Annotated in this window: 12 protein-coding genes; 7 read left to right on the top strand and 5 right to left on the bottom strand. The window is 41.0% G+C overall.

Translation table 11 applies throughout. The features are described 5' to 3' along the window. Positions 1-35: 35 nt before the first annotated feature. The gene (locus tag IPM34_12490; GenBank protein ID MBK8956355.1) at positions 36-971 is read right to left on the bottom strand and encodes a substrate-binding domain-containing protein; all 936 of its coding nucleotides are present in this window, start codon (positions 969-971) and stop codon (positions 36-38) included. A 10-nt stretch (positions 972-981) separates the two neighbouring features. Next, the gene (locus IPM34_12485) at positions 982-1,590 is read right to left on the bottom strand and encodes a Smr/MutS family protein (GenBank protein MBK8956354.1); all 609 of its coding nucleotides are present in this window, start codon (positions 1,588-1,590) and stop codon (positions 982-984) included. A 140-nt stretch (positions 1,591-1,730) separates the two neighbouring features. Here IPM34_12485 and IPM34_12480 point away from each other — a divergent pair, with 140 nt between their 5' ends. Then, on the top strand, positions 1,731-3,827 hold the full coding sequence (locus tag IPM34_12480; GenBank protein MBK8956353.1) for a glycoside hydrolase family 97 protein: 2,097 nt from the start codon (positions 1,731-1,733) through the stop codon (positions 3,825-3,827). Positions 3,828-4,202: 375 nt separating this feature from the next. On the opposite strand, the gene IPM34_12475 is transcribed toward IPM34_12480, so the two are convergent. Then, positions 4,203-5,039, bottom strand: coding sequence for an Omp28-related outer membrane protein (locus tag IPM34_12475; protein ID MBK8956352.1), 837 nt, complete (start codon positions 5,037-5,039; stop codon positions 4,203-4,205). A gap of 21 nt (positions 5,040-5,060) precedes the next feature. Beyond that, positions 5,061-6,698, bottom strand: a complete 1,638-nt coding sequence (locus IPM34_12470; GenBank protein ID MBK8956351.1) for a hypothetical protein — start codon at positions 6,696-6,698, stop codon at positions 5,061-5,063. Positions 6,699-6,772: 74 nt separating this feature from the next. Here IPM34_12470 and IPM34_12465 point away from each other — a divergent pair, with 74 nt between their 5' ends. The 4 genes from IPM34_12465 to IPM34_12450 all read left to right on the top strand — a co-directional run bounded on the left by IPM34_12465 (position 6,773) and on the right by IPM34_12450 (position 12,981). Then, the gene (locus IPM34_12465; GenBank protein MBK8956350.1) at positions 6,773-7,264 is read left to right on the top strand and encodes a TlpA family protein disulfide reductase; all 492 of its coding nucleotides are present in this window, start codon (positions 6,773-6,775) and stop codon (positions 7,262-7,264) included. 383 nt (positions 7,265-7,647) lie between these two features. Further along, positions 7,648-9,582, top strand: coding sequence for a DNA topoisomerase (ATP-hydrolyzing) subunit B (gene gyrB, locus IPM34_12460; GenBank protein ID MBK8956349.1), 1,935 nt, complete (start codon positions 7,648-7,650; stop codon positions 9,580-9,582). A gap of 357 nt (positions 9,583-9,939) precedes the next feature. Further along, positions 9,940-11,484 carry a glycine--tRNA ligase gene (locus IPM34_12455; protein MBK8956348.1) on the top strand — a complete coding sequence of 515 codons (1,545 nt, stop codon included), beginning with the start codon at positions 9,940-9,942 and terminating at the stop codon, positions 11,482-11,484. A 168-nt stretch (positions 11,485-11,652) separates the two neighbouring features. Then, entirely contained in the window at positions 11,653-12,981 is a 1,329-nt protein-coding gene (locus IPM34_12450) for an IS1380 family transposase (protein MBK8956347.1), read from the top strand. A 231-nt stretch (positions 12,982-13,212) separates the two neighbouring features. On the opposite strand, the gene IPM34_12445 is transcribed toward IPM34_12450, so the two are convergent. Further along, positions 13,213-15,498 (bottom strand): sodium-translocating pyrophosphatase, encoded by a 2,286-nt coding sequence (locus tag IPM34_12445; GenBank protein ID MBK8956346.1) that lies wholly within the window; start codon positions 15,496-15,498, stop codon positions 13,213-13,215. A 172-nt stretch (positions 15,499-15,670) separates the two neighbouring features. Between IPM34_12445 and IPM34_12440 the strand changes: the two genes are divergently transcribed. Then, positions 15,671-16,060, top strand: a complete 390-nt coding sequence (locus tag IPM34_12440; protein MBK8956345.1) for a DUF393 domain-containing protein — start codon at positions 15,671-15,673, stop codon at positions 16,058-16,060. Between the two features lie 210 nt (positions 16,061-16,270). Then, positions 16,271-18,361, top strand: coding sequence for a carboxy terminal-processing peptidase (locus tag IPM34_12435; GenBank protein ID MBK8956344.1), 2,091 nt, complete (start codon positions 16,271-16,273; stop codon positions 18,359-18,361). Positions 18,362-18,490 lie beyond the last annotated feature (129 nt).

The raw sequence follows: 18,490 nt of genomic DNA, 5'->3' as shown, positions 1-18,490 counted from the left end.
AATTTACATTATAAATTATTATAATTTATAAAGATCTAATTTACAACCTTTATATCGCCTGCCTGGAACTCAATCCACCGTTCTGTCTGATAAATTGGCAACAATCCTGCTTTCAGTATAATTTTTTGTCCGATTTCACCTGTCACAAACGAAGCAAATCCCAAGGCCAGATCTGATTTGCCCGAGCTGCTTATGAATTGCCAGGTCCTCTGCAATGGATAACGTTTATCCTGCAGATTGTATTGATCGGGAAACAGGAATCCAAATTGAACAGAGTCTTTGGGGCGACTGATTGCAATTCGTCTGAAATCTTTTAACAAAGACCGGCGCTGGCTATCGTCTGAATCGCTGAACTCAGCCCAATCTACGATAGCCAATGCACTGGGATTGTTTTTGAGATATTCCAGGATGCTGGATTTATCCTTCAAAGCATAGACAGAACCCTTGAATTGTTCTTCCCGGATCAGATCGAGAAGGTAATGTGAAAGACCGGAATTGGCATCTTCAACCACCAAGGTTTGGTAACCATGCCTTCCTGATTTTATTCCTTTAATCCAGTCGATAAACTCTTCAAATAAAATGGTAGAGTCAGAGTTTGATTTATAAGTCAATAAAGTAATCGCACCCACTGCAAAAGGGAAATGCCTCGGCCGTACTTGTTTATTTTTGATAAAAAAATCCATTTCAAAACTATCCAGAGCCCTTCCCATCACGACGTTTCTGAAACTGTCGGCTATCCAGAGATTCACCAACTCCCTTTCATTGAAAAACTCTAATTGCACATCTGCATACTTGTAACGCTGTTCAAAAATCTGTTCTTGTTGGATCATCAGATCTTTGATTTGATGGTCGCATCCGATTTTTATAATGCCGATTGTTGGGCTGCTTTCTTCTGATCCCGGTTTTTTACATTGCAGAAAAACTGCACTCATCCATAGAGCATGAACTAATATCCTGATCTTATAACGCATTCCTTCTTTTTTAAAATTGATGTTGTAATCTGACTTCCAAAGCACCCAGATCAGGTGTTGAATAGAAAGAGTGTGTTTGCGGATAAAACGTCAACAAATGTTCGACAGCAGCTTTCAATTTTCCTTCACCTTTTCCGTGTATGATTCTTAGGTAGGAAACTTTTTTTTGTATTCCTTCCTCAATAAACTCCTTGCATTTTAATAATTGAAATTCCAGAATGTGGGGAGGAGGATTGGAAATTCTTTCCGGAGCAAGTTTTTCAAAATGCAAATCAATTACTCCGTCAAATATTCTGGCTGCACTTTTTAATTTTGAGAATCCGGGTTTGATCAGCGGTTCGTCAGGATCCGGAATTGGTTCAGGTTCAGGCTCAACCCACAATTCCAGATCTTCTGCAAGGGCCTTCCAGATTCCCGTGTGATCTTTTACCAAAGCCTCACCCCCTTTTGAGATTCCTTCAAACCGAACGACGGCATTCCGCGAGATCACTCTTAATGTTTCACCGATCCAAATTGATTTAAGATCCATAGGTTCTTGTTTTCCGGGAATTGAAAGAAAATCTTCCAGAATTTTAGGGATCAATCCCGAATATCTTATTTTCCAACTAATTGAACGCAATCTAAAAGTATTTGTTTAATCGTTTTAGCAATGATTCTTGATAAAAAGCCAGGCAACTCATGTTGATACTTTAAAGGGCCGGGTAGCCTGTTTCGTCTGAATTCAACTAATTTTGCAACTTTCACGATCCACAAGTCCTTATGAATTTGAAGCCATTTTGTTTAGCATTTTTGTTTTTATCCTTTTCAAATTTTACAAACGCAGCGCGTTTTTTCAATTTGTTTTCTCCTGACCTTTCACTGCAATTTAATATACAGGTAACCCCGGAGGGATCTGTCAGATACTCGCTGTATGCAGACAAACAAACGCTGGTCAAAGAAGGTAGAATGGGCCTGAAGCTTAAGGACCAGCTTTCTTTTGATCAGGGATTTGAATTAAAACAAATTGATACTTCCACTATTGATTCCATTTGGGAAACTGTATGGGGTGAGGAGCGGATCATCAGAGACCATTGTAAAAGAATGCTGGTTCATCTCGAACACACCAAATCCGGACGGAAATGGATAGTTGAATGCAAGTTGTACAACGATGGGGTTGGTTTCAGGTATATCTTCCCTGTGCAGCAAGGTTTGAGTCATTTCATTGTGGAAGATGAACTAACCACCTTTCCAATGAGCTCAAACCACAGCGCTTTTTGGATTCCCGGCGATCCGGATACAAACGAATATTTATATTCATTAACCACACTTAAAGAAATAAATAGTTTAGCCGAAGGTCCGGGTGATGGTATCGGATTTAAAAATCCACTGAGCGATACGATGGTGCAAACACCATTCACCATGCGTCTAAACAACAACTACTACATGTCCATTCACGAAGCGGCATTGGTCAATTATCCGGCGATGATGCTCGGCGTACAAAAATCAAAATTCATTTTAAAGGCAGAATCTGTTGCCGACCTGTTTGGCCATAAGGCCTATTTGAATGCCGGAGATCGAACGCCCTGGAGAGTTATACTCGTGGGCAGAAAAGCAGCAGATCTCTTGCGCAACCGGATCATTTTGAATTTGAATGAACCTTCAGTCATCAAAGATGCATCGTGGATCCAACCCGGAAAATATTTAGGCATTTGGTGGGAAATGCATCTGGGTACGAAAGACTGGGCTTATCGCGAAGTATTGGATTCCACATTACATGCAGATCACGGGGCATCTACTGAGCGCGTGTTGCGATACATTGACTTTGCTTCGCAGCATAAGTTTCCATACGTTTTGGTCGAAGGATGGAATCGCGGATGGGAGTTTGGCGATCAGGGATGGAATGAAAGAAAATTTAGTTTCACAAAACCTTATCCTGATTTTGATATTGAACGCATTCATAAATATGCAAATGGGAAAAATATAAAACTCATCATGCACCATGAAACTTATGGGGCTGTAACGGATTACGAGCGACAAATGGATGATGCTTACAGTCTCATGAAAAGATTCGATTATCCGATTGTAAAAACCGGTTATGTTGGAAGGCTGGTTCCCAGAGGGGAATCGCATGACGGACAATGGATGGTCAATCATTATGTGCATGTTGCACAAAAAGCTGCCGGGCAAAAATTAATGTTGAATGCGCATGAACCGGTAAGGCCGACAGGATTGCATCGCACCTTCCCCAACTGGCTAAGTTGTGAAGCCGGTCGAGGGAATGAATTTAATGCCTGGAGTCAGGGAAATCCTCCGGAACACGAAACGATTCTCCCTTTTACCAGGTTGTTGGGTGGACCTATGGATTACACTCCCGGAATCTTTCAATTGGATTTAGACCAATATGGATCATTGAGATCCAAAAATAAAAAAGTTAAAACAACACTTGCCAAACAACTTGCACTTTATGTGACGATGTACAGTCCGCTGCAAATGGCTGCAGACCTACCAGAGAATTACGAAAAACATCCGGAAGCATTTCAGTTTATTAAAGATGTTCCAACTACCTGGGATACGACGGTGGTTATCGATGCCATTCCGGCCGATTTCATTTATATCGCCAGGAAAGAAAGAGGAAAGGACCATTGGTTTGTAGGTTTGATTACCGATGAGAATGCGCGGGAGTTTAAATTAAGTTTTGATTTCCTGGAACCTGGAAAAAAATACCTTGCAAAAATTTATGGGGATGGTGCGAAAGCCCACTGGCAAAGCAATCCAACAGATTACAAAATCGAAATGCAAAACGTATCATCCAAAGATCAACTTAAAATCAAATTAGCTCCTGGCGGAGGATGTGCGATCAGCCTGATGGCAGAATAGTTTACAGTTCCCAGTTCCCAGTTTTCAGTTATAAGTCCAAAGTCATTAGACACCAGGTTACAATTATTAGTTGTAAGAACAACAACTAATAATTGTTAATTAGATTTTCACAATATTCCTCCCGAGACTTATAGTTGCCGTATTTTAATTTCTGCTACATCATGTCATGACTCCATACTCTATTGACATGTCACCCCTACGGGGCTGGATTTTGGTTAAATTAATGTTCCTAAATGCTTTTCTCCATCATCTATTCTCCATCATCACTATTCATCTATTCTCTATACTCCATACTCTATCCTCCTCCCGACATGAAGATGATGTAATTTTATATGAGCTACATCATGTCGGGACTCCATTCTCCAATAAACATTATTATTTCAACGGTGCTTCTGCTGCCTGCAGAATGTATTTTTCATTTTCATCAAGTGAAACATATCCGAACACGTGACAATGATCGGCATTCCACAAAATGGAATCTGTTGGCATCGTGAAAGTATAAGTCTTCGTGTAGCTTGTGTTTTCGGTTGCAGATGCAGCAATTCGGTCTCCGGAAATGGCGGACAACATTTTCAATAAAACGTGATTGTGTTCGAAGTTGATGATTTTAGGTCCCTGATTATCGAGTTGGTCGGCAAGGATTCCGGATTGATTGATGCCACAATGCAGGTGAATCGGTTTGTCGATGTTTTTCAGAGCTTTTGCATTCAGGACGACGCGCAGTTCCCGGCTGTTTTCATTATACGAGGGACTAATACTGAGTTCGAATTCCGGATCTTTCTGAAGTTCAGCTTCTACGATTCCCTTCCAACTGTCTGGATTGCCATAACGATAACTCGCTGCTTGTGTGGAATAGAGGCGATTAATCGCGGCCTCAGGTTTTGCCAACCAATCGCCCAGAAAGTCTTCTATGGCCTGGGCATCGGGTAATCTCATATCGACTTGTCCTTTGGTTGCAGGCTGGGCCAGAAAACGGGAATGTACACCAACTAAAATAACGTTATCGGGATATGCATCGGCGATGAGATTCGAAATTGCAATACCTGCCGGACAATTCACGCAGGAAGCCCCGGTAAACTCTTCCAGAAGCACGACTCTCTTGGACACCACAGCATTGTTGTTGGGTAATTCGACGGTTTGTTCCCAGTCCTTGCATGCAGAGAATAAAACAACAACCAGGAGTATCAGCGCAATTGATTTATTATTTCTCATAAAGATTTTTGTATTCATTGATTAAAAAGTGGAAGTAATGCCGGCGCGTATGCCGCTAAAAGCCGGTTCCAATCTGCAAATACCGCCGGAGCACACAATGCCTTCAATCTGTTTAACATAACGTACGGAAAAACGATTTGCGCCTTTAGTATAAGCAAAACCAACGGCTGGATAGTTTAATTTTTCTTTACCTTTCAAGGCTTTGGTGTTGTACATATCGGAAACTTCGATCAGCCAGTGGGGGGCGAATCCCAGTTCGACAAGTCCGTACACCCAACTTCCAATGTCCTGCTTATTATCCATGTATTGGGTTTCAAAACGCAGCGAAGTTTTTCTATTGAATTTGTACAAAAATTCTGCAAAAGGAGTAAATGTTTTTACGGTAGGTTCTCCGGTTTTGCCATAGTAAAGGGCCTGATTGAATTCCTGCCTCTGGAGTCCTGCGGTAAGTTGCCATTGTGTCGAACTTTTATAGATCACTTCCAGGAAATATTCCTTGTAAAATTTTTCATCAAAATCTTTATCCCTGATTTCAGAGGTATTGAATGAAAAGTTCCAGTGATCGCCAATGCCGTATTTGATATCCAACTGATAACCCATTTCGTCCAGAAATTGTGTGGCCGGATAGTAATATGCATTGAGTCTGTAAGTATTTATTTTAGCCATGGGTGGTATATAACCAATGAGTCCCTTGTTTAAACTCAGAGAAGGTTCAGCTCTGAAGATCATACCTTCCGTACGTTTTACTTCGGCTGTAATTCCCAATTGATTTTTTGCATAACTCAGGCTTGAATAAAGTACCGAACCTTTTCTGTCGACCAGTTTACCCAAAGCGGTTTGTCCTTTGGGTAGTGTTCTTACCGCATTCGGATCGAAATAAATATCTTTTGGTTTGAATGCTGCTTCAGCGTACCAGGTAAAATCAGCAATGTTGAGGGTATTGAAAATCGTAAAAGCATTTACGTTATAGTAAGGGTTAAACTGATCGACTGCATCGTAATCACCAAGGATGGTGGCTAACTGGTTGACCACTTCATCTCCAAAAGTGCGGTTTACAAATCCGAATCCTGGCGAAATGCTCCAGATACTGGTATCGCTTACTTTGAAATACCCGGTAAGGTATATTCCCTTGAGTATTGAGTTGTAAGATTCAAACAAGTTTTTTTGTTTACCTGCAAAGCCCTTGATGCTCCAGTCGTTTCCGATTTTGTATTTACCGCTGATGCCTACCAGTGCGTTGTCGAGCAATTGTGCCCGTTCTTCATAAGCCCGGTAGATGACCCCACTGCCGATCTGGTCGTAAAGGTATCCGGCTTCTATTTCAAATTGATCGGTTTCTTTTCGCAAATACCAACGTCCGATTCCATAATCGGTATAAGAACTCACGGGATTTAACAGGTTCGAATTGTGAAAGGCATCGAAGCGAATACCTCCGGTAAACCCGGCATAGGAAGCATTGAGATCCATCCAGGATTCACCCCCGTAAATCTGATAATCGTATTGCGGAATATTAAAAGCGCCGATCTGGCTGTCTCTTAAAAAAATGTTGGCGTTGGCCTGAAAGCCTCCACCGAGAATCAAGCTTTCCTGAGCATATAAAGCATTGAATGCGAGAAAGATATAAGAAAAAATTAAACTTAAATATCTGTGGTTAATCATTCGTTAAATTGTTTTGAAAGCCCTAAAGTAAATGATTTTTTAATGACATTTACGTTTGTTATCAATTTAACTTTATGAAATTAATGAAATTCTTTTTACCGGTCTTTTTCCTTATTGGAAGTTCCTTTGTCGTTGTCGATAAATTATTTCCAACTGCGCAGTTAAAATCCCTCGATGGAAAAAACATTTTGCTAAACGACCATTTCACCAAGAACAAACTAACAGTTATTAGTTTTTGGGCGACCTGGTGTTCACCATGTAAAAAAGAATTGGATGCAATGAAAGATCTTTATAAAGAGTGGCAGGGACTGGGCATAGAAATGATCGCTATAACCGTTGATGATGCGCAGGCCTTAAATAAAGTAAAACCCATGGTTGCTCAGAAGTCATGGAAATACACCATTCTTTCCGACCAGAATAAAGAAATGATGCGCGCGCTCAATTTTCAGTCCATTCCACAAACCTTTGTGGTTGATGCCAGGGGTGAGATTTTATATACCCATTCCGGATATACACCGGGAGATGAGTACGAGTTAGACAAAAAGTTGCGTGGATTTTTGAAATAAGTTCTCAGTTTCCAGTTTCCAGTTCTCAGTTTGTGGGTTCAATTTGTTTCTGGCGATTATTTTCAGTCCTTACCCTATAAAGGCCAAAGGCGAACAGGTCGAAAGCTTAGAAGGGGAAAAGGCTTGTTCCAACAAAATGACACACTTCTTCGGAATATAAATGAACATTTAATCAGCAGCTCAAAAGTCTAAATCCCGATAAAATTGCAAAATATCTAAGAAAATAAATAATTCCCTTTATTTTATCGGGACCATAATTCAAAAAGCCCACCTACCTCCATTTCATACATTTTTTTTGCATTCAAAATATGTTCATTATTAGGATTTTAGCCTAATTTTTTTGATGGTTATTGTGTATCTTTGGGCACTTTTAAAACGAGCATATGTCAGGACAAAATGGAGATTACAGCGCCTCGAGTATACAGGCTTTGGAGGGACTGGAGGCGGTGCGAAGAAGACCGGGGATGTACATCGGCAGTACAGATGTCAAAGGATTGCATCATTTGGTATGGGAGGTAGTTGACAACTCCATTGACGAACATCTTGCAGGCCATTGCAGCCATATTTTGGTGAGCATTTTACAGGATAACAGCATTAAAGTTGAAGATAACGGACGTGGGATACCTGTGGATATTCATCCAAAGCTGAAAAAGTCTGCCCTGGAAGTGGTCATGACCGTATTACATGCCGGTGGAAAGTTTGACAAAGATTCTTATAAAGTTTCCGGAGGATTGCATGGGGTAGGGGTTTCCTGCGTCAATGCACTCTCTTCTTATGTCAGGGCTGAGGTCAGAAGAGAAGGTAAAGTTTTCATGCAGGAATACGAGCGTGGAAAACCCAAAGCGGATGTGGCCGTTATCGGAGAATCCGGTTCGCGAGGCACGACAGTTATTTTTACCCCCGATTCCGAAATTTTTGAAACGCTGGTCTACCATTTCGATACGCTGGCACAGCGTCTGAGGGAATTATCATTTTTGAATTCCGGTCTTACCATTTTCCTCAAAGATGAAAGAGAGGGTCAGCAAAGGGAAGAAAAATTTTATTCAGAGGGCGGATTGAAAGAATTCGTCAAATATATCGATCAGGGACGGACACCGCTCACCGAGGATGTGATCTACATTACCGGAAAAGAAGAAAATGTGGACGTTGAAATCGCCTTGGTTTACAACAATGGGTTCCAGGAAAATTTGTTGTCTTATGTGAATAATATTTACACCCGCGAAGGTGGGACCCATGTCAGTGGATTCAGAAGGGCATTGGCCAGAGTGTTTAAGCAATACGGAGACCAGAATGGTTTTTTCTCCAAACTGAAGATGGAGATTAGTGGTGAAGACTTTAGAGAAGGACTTACGGGAATAATATCTGTAAAAGTTCCCGAACCCCAGTTCAAAGGTCAGACCAAAGGCGAATTGGGAAATTCCGAAGTCGTGGGTATTGTTTCCCGCATTGTGGGTGACACACTCATGGCATTTCTCGAGCAGAATCCCAAAGAATCGAGAAGGATTATCGACAAAATTATATTGGCTGCAACAGCCCGGCATGCGGCCCGTAAAGCGCGGGAGATGGTTCAGCGCAAAAATGTTTTGACGGGAGGGGGACTTCCTGGTAAACTTGCGGATTGTGCATCCAAGTCAGCTGAAGAATCGGAGTTGTTTCTCGTCGAAGGAGATTCTGCGGGTGGAACAGCCAAACAAGGCCGTAACAGACATTATCAGGCCATCCTTCCCTTGCGAGGAAAAATTCTGAATGTCGAAAAAGCATTGGAATATAAAATTTACGAGAACGAGGAGATTAAAAATATTTTCACCGCATTGGGTGTGCACATCTTTGAAGACGAAGAAGGAGAACGCAGATTAAATCTCGATAAACTGCGCTATCATAAAATCGTGATCATGTGCGATGCCGATGTTGACGGCAGCCACATCACGACTTTGATTTTGACATTCTTCTACCGCTATATGCCTGAACTCATCAGCAATGGATATTTATACATTGCCAGGCCGCCACTGTATTTGGTTAAAAAAGGAAAAGAAGCGAAATATGCATGGAATGAAAAGGAAAGAGCTGAAATCGTTGCCGAAATTGGCAAAGGAAAGGAAGACAGTGTTCACATCCAGCGCTACAAAGGTCTTGGTGAAATGAACGCCGAACAATTGTGGGAAACCACCATGAATCCTGCAACCAGAACTTTGAGTCGTGTGACTGTAGAGGATGCATCCAATGCCAGTTATTATTTCAGCATACTGATGGGAGATGATGTACCTCCGCGCAGGGAGTTTATTGAAACCCATGCGGTGTATGCGAATATTGATGTGTAAGGGGGGAAAAGGCTGAAGGCTGAAGGCCAAAGGTTGGAAGGGAAAGAGGGAAAAAGGGAAAAGCTAGAAGCTAGAAGCTGGAAGATAGAAGATATAAGATAGAAGATAGAAGATAGAAGATAGAAGATAGAAGATAGAAACGAATGATGTTTTAAGGACATAAAATTATAAAAGGAATTTTAAAATTGATTTTACAATTTAATAAATTATAAAGTGAAGTCTGATTTTTTAAAGCTAAACTAAACAAACCTTTAGCCTTAGGCCTTCAGCCTTTAATCCTAACAACCAACAACCAACAACTAACAACCAACAACTAACAACCAACATCTAACAACCAACATCTAACAACTTTTATCCGTGGAAGATCTGTTTAAAAAAGTAACTGCGCATTGTAAAGAATACGGTTTTATTTATCCATCCTCTGAAATTTACGATGGCCTGAGTGCTGTATATGATTACGGACCGAATGGTGTTGCTTTGAAAAACAACATCAAGGAATATTGGTGGAAAAGCATGGTGCAGATGCATCAGAATATAGTTGGAATTGATGCTGCAATTTTTATGCATCCAAAAACATGGAAAGCTTCGGGACATGTCGATGCATTCAACGACCCATTGGTTGATAATAAGGATTCTAAAAAGCGCTATCGAGCAGATCAGCTGATCGAAGATTACATCGACAAGCAATCCGCAAAATTGGAAAAGGAAGTTGACAAAGCCAGGAATCGATTTGGAGATGCTTTTGATGAAAATTTATACAGGAAGACCAATCCGAGGATATTGGAAATTCAAAACCGGATGGACGCCACTACAAAACGCATGACCGATGCGCTTGGATCAGGCGATATGCCAGCCATGAAACAACTCATCGATGATTGTGAAATTGCAGATCCCGATACCGGTTCGAGAAACTGGACGGAGGTCAGGCAGTTTAATCTGATGTTCAATACCCAGTTGGGAAACATTGCAGGTGAAGAAGGTAAATTGTATTTGCGCCCGGAAACTGCGCAGGGAATATTTGTCAATTTTCTCAATGTCAGCAAAACCAGTCGCCAAAAAATACCCTTCGGAATTGCACAAATAGGTAAAGCATTCCGGAATGAAATTGTCGCTCGGCAATTTATTTTCAGGATGAGGGAGTTTGAGCAGATGGAAATGCAGTTTTTTGTGAAACCGGGAGAAGAGATGAAGTGGTACGAATATTGGAAAGCAAAGCGCATGGCCTGGCATCTTGCTTTAGGCACGCCCGATTCCTGTTTAAAATTTCACGACCACGACAACCTTGCCCACTATGCCAATGCTGCAGTCGATATTCAGTTCCAATTTCCTTTTGGATTTAAGGAGCTGGAGGGTATCCATTCGCGTACGGATTTTGACTTGAAGAATCATCAGGAATTATCGGGAAAAAAATTACAATATTTTGATCCGGAAGAAAATGAAAATTACATACCTTATGTGGTTGAAACTTCCATTGGATGCGATCGCATGTTTTTAGCCATGTTGAGCCAAGGCTATACCGAAGAAGAAGTCCCCGATGCTGAAGGAGATTCATCTACACGTGTCGTATTGAAATTACATCCGGCCATTGCTCCGGTCAAATGTGCCATTTTACCTTTGCTGAAAAATAAACCCGAATTGGTTGAAAAAGCTAAATCGATCTTTGAAGATTTAAAAATTGAATTTCAGTGCCAATACGATGAAAAAGATGCCATCGGGCGGCGTTATAGAAGACAAGATGCCATCGGAACTCCGTATTGCGTAACCATAGATTTCGATACGCTTCAAGATCAGACCGTGACCATTCGCGACCGGGATACTTTATTGCAAGAGCGCGTGCCGATCTCCGCCCTTGAAAGTATAATCCGGGAAAAGATATCCTGGAAGAAGATTTTAGGAAACTGATGAACCCAATTCATGCAATGGAATTTAGGTTCAGATTAAAGGCTTAAGGCTTAAGGCGTAAGGCAGAATCAGTATGCATTATCCCAATTCATGCAATAGAAGGTAAAAAAGCTTTGAACTTTGCATAAAAATAAGGAAATTTGACGGATACCTAAACGCACCAAAAAGATGCATGAATTAGCGCATGAGTTTACAGATCGCAAGGTAAGTCCATGGGGTGGTTTAAAATACTTTCATAAAATATATGTGACCAGCGGAATCCGGGATTATCTTTCAAAACTGGATATTCCCCATCCAGGATCAAATCGAGGTTATCAAGCCATTGACATCATAGAGGGATTTCTGGCAAGTGTTATTTTAGGAGCTAGAAGATTGGAGCATAGTTCTATGATCAGGATGGATAACGTTGTTCAAGAAATCTTTGGGTGGAAAAAGGGGATGGCTAGTGCCAGTACATTTAGTAGATTTTTTTCAAAATACACGGTTGAGCGGAACGATAAAATATTTCCAAAACTGATGAAGTATATCCTTTCATTAGTTCCGATGAAGTATATAACAATCGACATAGATAGCACGATCATTACGCGCTATGGTCATCAAGAGTATGCATGTAAAGGTTACAATCCAAATAAGAATGGTAGGGTCTCACACCATCCAATAATGGCCTTTTGCGATGAATTAAAAATGGTAGTAAATGCCTGGATGAGAAGCGGAGATAGCAACTCAGCGAAGGATTCAATTGAATTTCTGAAAGAAGTATTTACAATTATAGATCGGAGCAATATTGGTTTAATAAGAGGCGACTCGGGATTTTATAGTCAGCATATAATGGGCTATCTGGAAGAAAAGCCAAATGTGGTACCTTATATCTTCCGAGCCAAGATGACAACAGCCCTTGCCAGTGAAATAATGGAAATCAAGAGATTTTATCATGATGAAAGTATAATGCCAAATGCAGCCTATGCAGAAATTGAATATCAAGCCGCAAATTGGAAGCAAACCCGCAGAATGATCATTGTACGAACACCCAAAAAATACCAATCCAATAAACCCAAAGAATTGTTTGAAGAATATGAGAACCTAAGTAAATATGATTACACAGCCTATGTAACGAACTCAAATTTATCAATGGTGGAAGTTCATAGAAGATATAATCAAAGAGGCGACAGCGAAAATAGAATAAAGGAATTAAAATACGACTTCGGAATGGATGGGTTTGCTCTCCAAGAGTTTGGAGCCATGGAAGCTGCATTCAGGTTTGTGATGGTAGCATACAATATTATGACATTGTTTAAACAAGCAATCATGAATAGTGAACGCAACCATAGATTACCAACTATTCGATTCCAATGCATTGCAATAGGAAGTTATCTGACAAAGAGAAGTCGAAAATTGGTAATGAAACTTTCTGCAGAAGGGAGGCGACGACATTTTTTAGAGCACTTGTTTGAAAAACTGGAGGTGATTAGGCCTCCATATAAGTTTTCTAATGCATGAATTGGGATTATCCATTATTCATATAGTTTATTTTTAATTCTAATGCAGAGATTGGGATGGATGACAAAAGTTTATACAGGGAATAAAGCGCCACGGAAGAATCTGGTTATCTTTAAATTTGTCCTAAAATGCGATGCACACCAAACTAACGATTGTTAGTATTTTCATGGGAATACAAATCGATCTTTGAACTTTTTCCTTAAATCCTCCAAGCCTCCAAGAGAATTCTTTTCAGCCTTTTACCTCCAAACAACACCAAAGTTCCCGATCCTGCTCCAGTTTATGAAGCATTTGTTGCTGCCGAAGTTCTGATTCCGGAATGTATCCATGACCCTTACCTGTTTTCATGCCAAGTATCGGCGCCAGCACCAATCCGACGAGACAGGTCAATTTGATCAGAATGTTCATGGAAGGACCAGATGTATCTTTAAACGGATCTCCAACCGTATCGCCAATGACTGCTGCTTTATGTGGTTCAGAACCTTTGTGATAGACTTGTCCGCCAATCGTGACACCCGCCTCGAACGATTTTTTAGCATTGTCCCAGGATCCTCCGGCATTGTTTTGGAATATGGCCCAGACCACGCCGCTTACGCAAACTCCGGCCATATATGCACCAAGAGCTTCAGGACCCATCGCGAATCCGATGACGATTGGAGTGATCAGAGTAATCGCTCCGGGGAGAACCATTTGTTGCAGGGCCGCTTTTGTGGAGATTTCCACACAACGGCCGTATTCGGGTCTTGCAGTACCTTCCATAATACCGGGAATTTCCCTAAACTGGCGACGAACCTCATTGACCATATCCATGGCCGCAGAGCCTACAGAACGCATGGCTAATGCAGAAAATACCACGGGAATCATTCCACCAACAAATAAGGCGGCAAGCACATCGGCTTTAAAAATATTGATGCCATCGATTCCAGTAAATGTGACATAGGCTGCAAATAAACCCAGTGCGGTTAAAGCAGCCGAAGCAATGGCAAATCCTTTTCCAATAGCTGCAGTAGTGTTTCCAACCGAATCCAGGATATCTGTACGTACACGCACTTCCTTTGGTAATTCTGACATTTCGGCGATACCACCGGCATTATCTGCAATTGGACCAAAAGCGTCTACGGCAAGCTGCATAGCAGTAGTAGCCATCATGGCTGAAGCAGCAATGGCAACTCCGTAAAACCCAGCCAGTGCATAGCTGATCCAGATGGCCATGGCAAAGATCAACACTGCAAACGCCGTACTCAACATTCCATTGCTCAAGCCTCCGATGATGTTTGTAGCAGCTCCTGTACCGGATTTTTGGACGATATCATTTACAGGTCCGCGACCCAATCCGGTGTAATATTCTGTGAGATATGAAATAGCAGTACCTACAAACAAACCTACCAGAACTACATAAAATACCTGCAAGGATGTTACAGACTGTATTCCGATTCCAAAAAAGTTCATTTTCATGGTCTCGGGAAGCATCCACTGAATGCAGAAATAGGATGCAACAGCAGTGAGTCCGATGGCCACCCAGTTACCCATATTCAGGGCATTTTGAACTTGTTGCTCTTTGGCGGATTCAGATTTGATGTATACAAAAAACGAACCGATGATCGAAAAGATCAACCCGATACAAGCAATGAATAATGGCAACAATATTGGGCCCAACCCACCAAATGCATCTATTGCAGTGATGTCACCACCCATATCGCGGATCACGTAATTTCCAAGCACCATGGCGGCCAATACCGTGGCCACATACGATCCAAATAAGTCCGCTCCCATACCAGCAACATCGCCAACATTATCTCCAACATTATCGGCAATTGTAGCGGGATTCCGCGGATCATCTTCCGGAATTCCTTTTTCAACTTTCCCGACCAGGTCTGCTCCCACATCAGCAGCTTTGGTATAAATACCCCCTCCTACACGAGCAAACAAGGCAATAGATTCGGCACCCAGCGAAAACCCGGCCAGGATCTCCAGAATTACTGTCATGACATCTCCCGCGGCGAGTTGCGTGCCTTTTACAGCAGCTCCTGACCAGCTCCCTCCCATAAATGTATAAAACAAAAAAGCAAGTAAAAGACTTAATCCAAGAACCGCCAAACTGGCCACACCCAGACCCATAACGGTACCTCCTCTGAAGGAAACATTCAATGCCCTCACCAGGGAAGTTCTGGCCGCTTGTGTTGTTCTGACATTGGCTTGAGTAGCTATTTTCATACCTATAAACCCTGCAATAACAGAAAAAAGAGCCCCAACAATAAAGGCAACAACGATGGTCCAATGGGTAGTTGGTACCATAAAACTCAGAAAACCAAGTAATCCGCCCGCTACAACTACATAAATAGCCAATACCCTGTATTCCGCTTTTAAAAAAGCCATCGCTCCTTCTGCAATGTTGCTGGAGATAAATTTCATCTTGTCATCGCCGGAGTCCTGATTAGCGACCCATTTATATAAATAGGCCATATAAAGCAATCCAACAATCCCGAAAGCCGGTAAATAATAAATGAGGTTTTCCATTTTTTCTAATTTGGCGGCACAAAAGTATAAAGAAAAGGCAAAACCTAAGGTTTGCAAGGCAATTTTCTGATTATCTTACAGTAAATCAATTTATTATGACAATTTTAAGACCGATATTTTAAGATTTTGCTGTTCGATTTGATCAGTTTGGGAGTCAAATTGTTAATTTATCATGTCTGGACCAGAGCGCTTAAAACTTATCTACGATGGGGAATGTAGTTTATGTTCCCGTTTTTGCAATTGGGTAAGAAAAGCTGATAAACAAGGCAAAATTGAAATTTTTACCCTAAATGAATTCAGGAAAGCGGGTATTGGCCCGGATCAATCTTATTCTACGGAAGAACTTCCGGACTCTATTCTGCTTATTAAAGAAAATCAATGGCTTTTTGCATCCGATGCCATCATTCAATTAGGGCTTGTATTGGGGGGGATTTATAAGGTTTTTGGAGCAGGGCTTGTCATTCCGAAAATGATTCGAGATTTTTTATATCAACTTGTGGCAAAGAACCGATATCGTTGGTTTAACAAAAAGCAACATTGTGAAATCAAAGACCAAAGCTGAATAAACTTAGGATCGAATATGGGAGCTGGATATTTCGATTTTTTGAATTTTAAAAATTTCTACGAAACAATTCGTAGTATATTTGCGTTTGAAAATTCAATAATTGCAGGCATCAGTTGCATCTTTGTTAAAGCTTTTTTAAAGTTGGGTGAACATTGTAATCGATTTGCCTGAATTGTTGTTTCTATTTAATTAAAAATGGAGAAGAAGATGAATTCAAAAAGAAATTGGTTTCTTTTATTACCAATCCTGTTGTTAGTATTTTATTTATCGGGATATTGCCGTCAGCCCCAACATGAACCCTCATCCAAGGAAAGCCATCTGTTGAAATTGGTTTATGAAAGCTCCCAGAGATTTCACTATGCTCCTCCCGTTGTAGACGATGCATTTTCGGAAAAAGCATATAAAGATTTTCTGGATAATATGGATCCGGGAAAGCGGTTTTATACCCAGAAAGATATCAAGCAACTCGAAAAATATAAAAAGGATCTGGACGATCACTTTAAAGAGGGTAAGGTCGAGTTTTTCGATCTTGCATTGCAACTCCTGGATCAGGGAATTTCCAGATCGCAAACATATTACAGTGAACTCATCGATATGCCATTTGATTTTTCAAAAGATGAAGATTATGAGTTTGACTCCGATAAAAGGAACTGGCCGGCAGATGAAAAGGCGATGAAGGATTATTGGAGAAAAATGGTCAAGTATGAAAAACTAAACAGATATATTGAAGATCAGGTTTTGTTGGAAAAAGAAAATAAGAAAAGACCGGATGATTCAATTAGAATGGACATTGTTAAGGAGGTGAAGGACAATCTCGACAATTTTTTTGATCGGCTGAAGCAGATCAGAAGATCTGACCGTTTTGAATTATTTGTCAACACGTTCATTCATTTATACGATCCTCATACAGATTATTTAAACCCCAAAGAGAAAGAAGATTTTAACATCAATATGTCGGGAAAACTCGAGGGGATTGGGGCCAGACTTCAAACAGAAAGAGAATATACCAAAGTTTCTTCGATCGTTCCAGGAGGACCGGCTGCAAGGCAGGGCGACCTGGAAGCCAATGACATCATCATGGGTGTACAGCAGGATGGTAAAGAAGAAGTGGATATTAAGGGGATGAGGATAGACGATGTTGTAAGTAAGATCAGAGGAAAAAAAGGAACAAAAGTTACTTTGAAAGTCAAGAAACAAGGTGGCGATGTTAAGCAAATAACCATCGTCAGGGATGAAGTCATTATGGATGAAGGTTTTGCAAGGTCTGCCCTGTTGAAACTCGAAGGAATTCAGGAGAAAGTCGGTTTTATCAGGTTGCCGAGGTTTTATGCCGATTTCAATGATGCAAATAGTCCATCTGCAGCAAAAGACATTGCAGAAGAAATTGCCAAACTAAAAGCAGAAGGTGCAGAAAGTATCATTTTGGATCTGAGAAATAATGGGGGCGGCTCTCTACAGGAAGTTGTGGAAATGTCTGGTCTGTTTATTACAGAAGGACCGGTTGTTCAGGTAAAAGATAAGAAGGGAGTCAGAGCATACAACGATCCTGACCCGAAAGTTCAGTTTGATGGTCCATTGGTTATTCTGGTTAATTCAAACAGTGCATCAGCATCGGAAATCATCAGCGCGTGTCTGCAAGATTACAAACGGGCAATAATTGTCGGGGGGGAGCCTACTTTTGGTAAAGGTACGGTTCAACAATTCCGGAATCTCGATCAGCTTACTCCTTATCCACAGATGCGGCCAATGGGAGACATGAAAGTAACAATACAGAAGTATTACCGGGTTAGTGGGGGTTCGGTTCAACTGAAAGGTGTTGACCCCGATATTCACTTACCAGACACTTATAGTTACATCACTAATGGCGAAAAGGAATACGATCATCCGCTGCAATACGACGTCATCGAAAAACAGAATTATACTCAAAACACCTTTGTCGTTGAAAACTTGGAAGAATTGAAGAGAAAAAGTAAGGATCGTGTAAAAGAGAATCAAACTTTTAGTTTGATCGATGAAAATGCTAAAAGACTTGCCAAAACCCGGGAAGAAACGATCATTCCACTTGAATACGGAAAATACAAAGCCTGGTATGACCAGAGAAATTCGGAAGCAAAGAAATACGAGAAAATCATGGATGTTCCGATACCCGGTTTGGTTTGCGAAAACTTAAAATCAGATCTCGCTTATATTCAGGCAGACTCTTCGCGGATAGCTCGAAATGAAGACTTTCTGAAGAATCTTGCAAAAGATATTTATGTGGCCGAATCGATCAATATCCTGCGCGATCTCCGGAAGTAAACGATGATGAATCCCTCGGGGATTCTATTCGTTTTCAGTTTTCAATTCCTAATTCTCAGCCAAAGAGGTAACTGTTCCCGACTTATTCATCTTATTGTGAACTTAGATTACTTCCATGTCGGGACTGAA

It is taken from the genome of Saprospiraceae bacterium (genome assembly GCA_016716185.1).
Lineage (GTDB): Bacteria > Bacteroidota > Bacteroidia > Chitinophagales > Saprospiraceae > Vicinibacter.
This window is presented reverse-complemented; position numbering and strand designations above follow the sequence as displayed.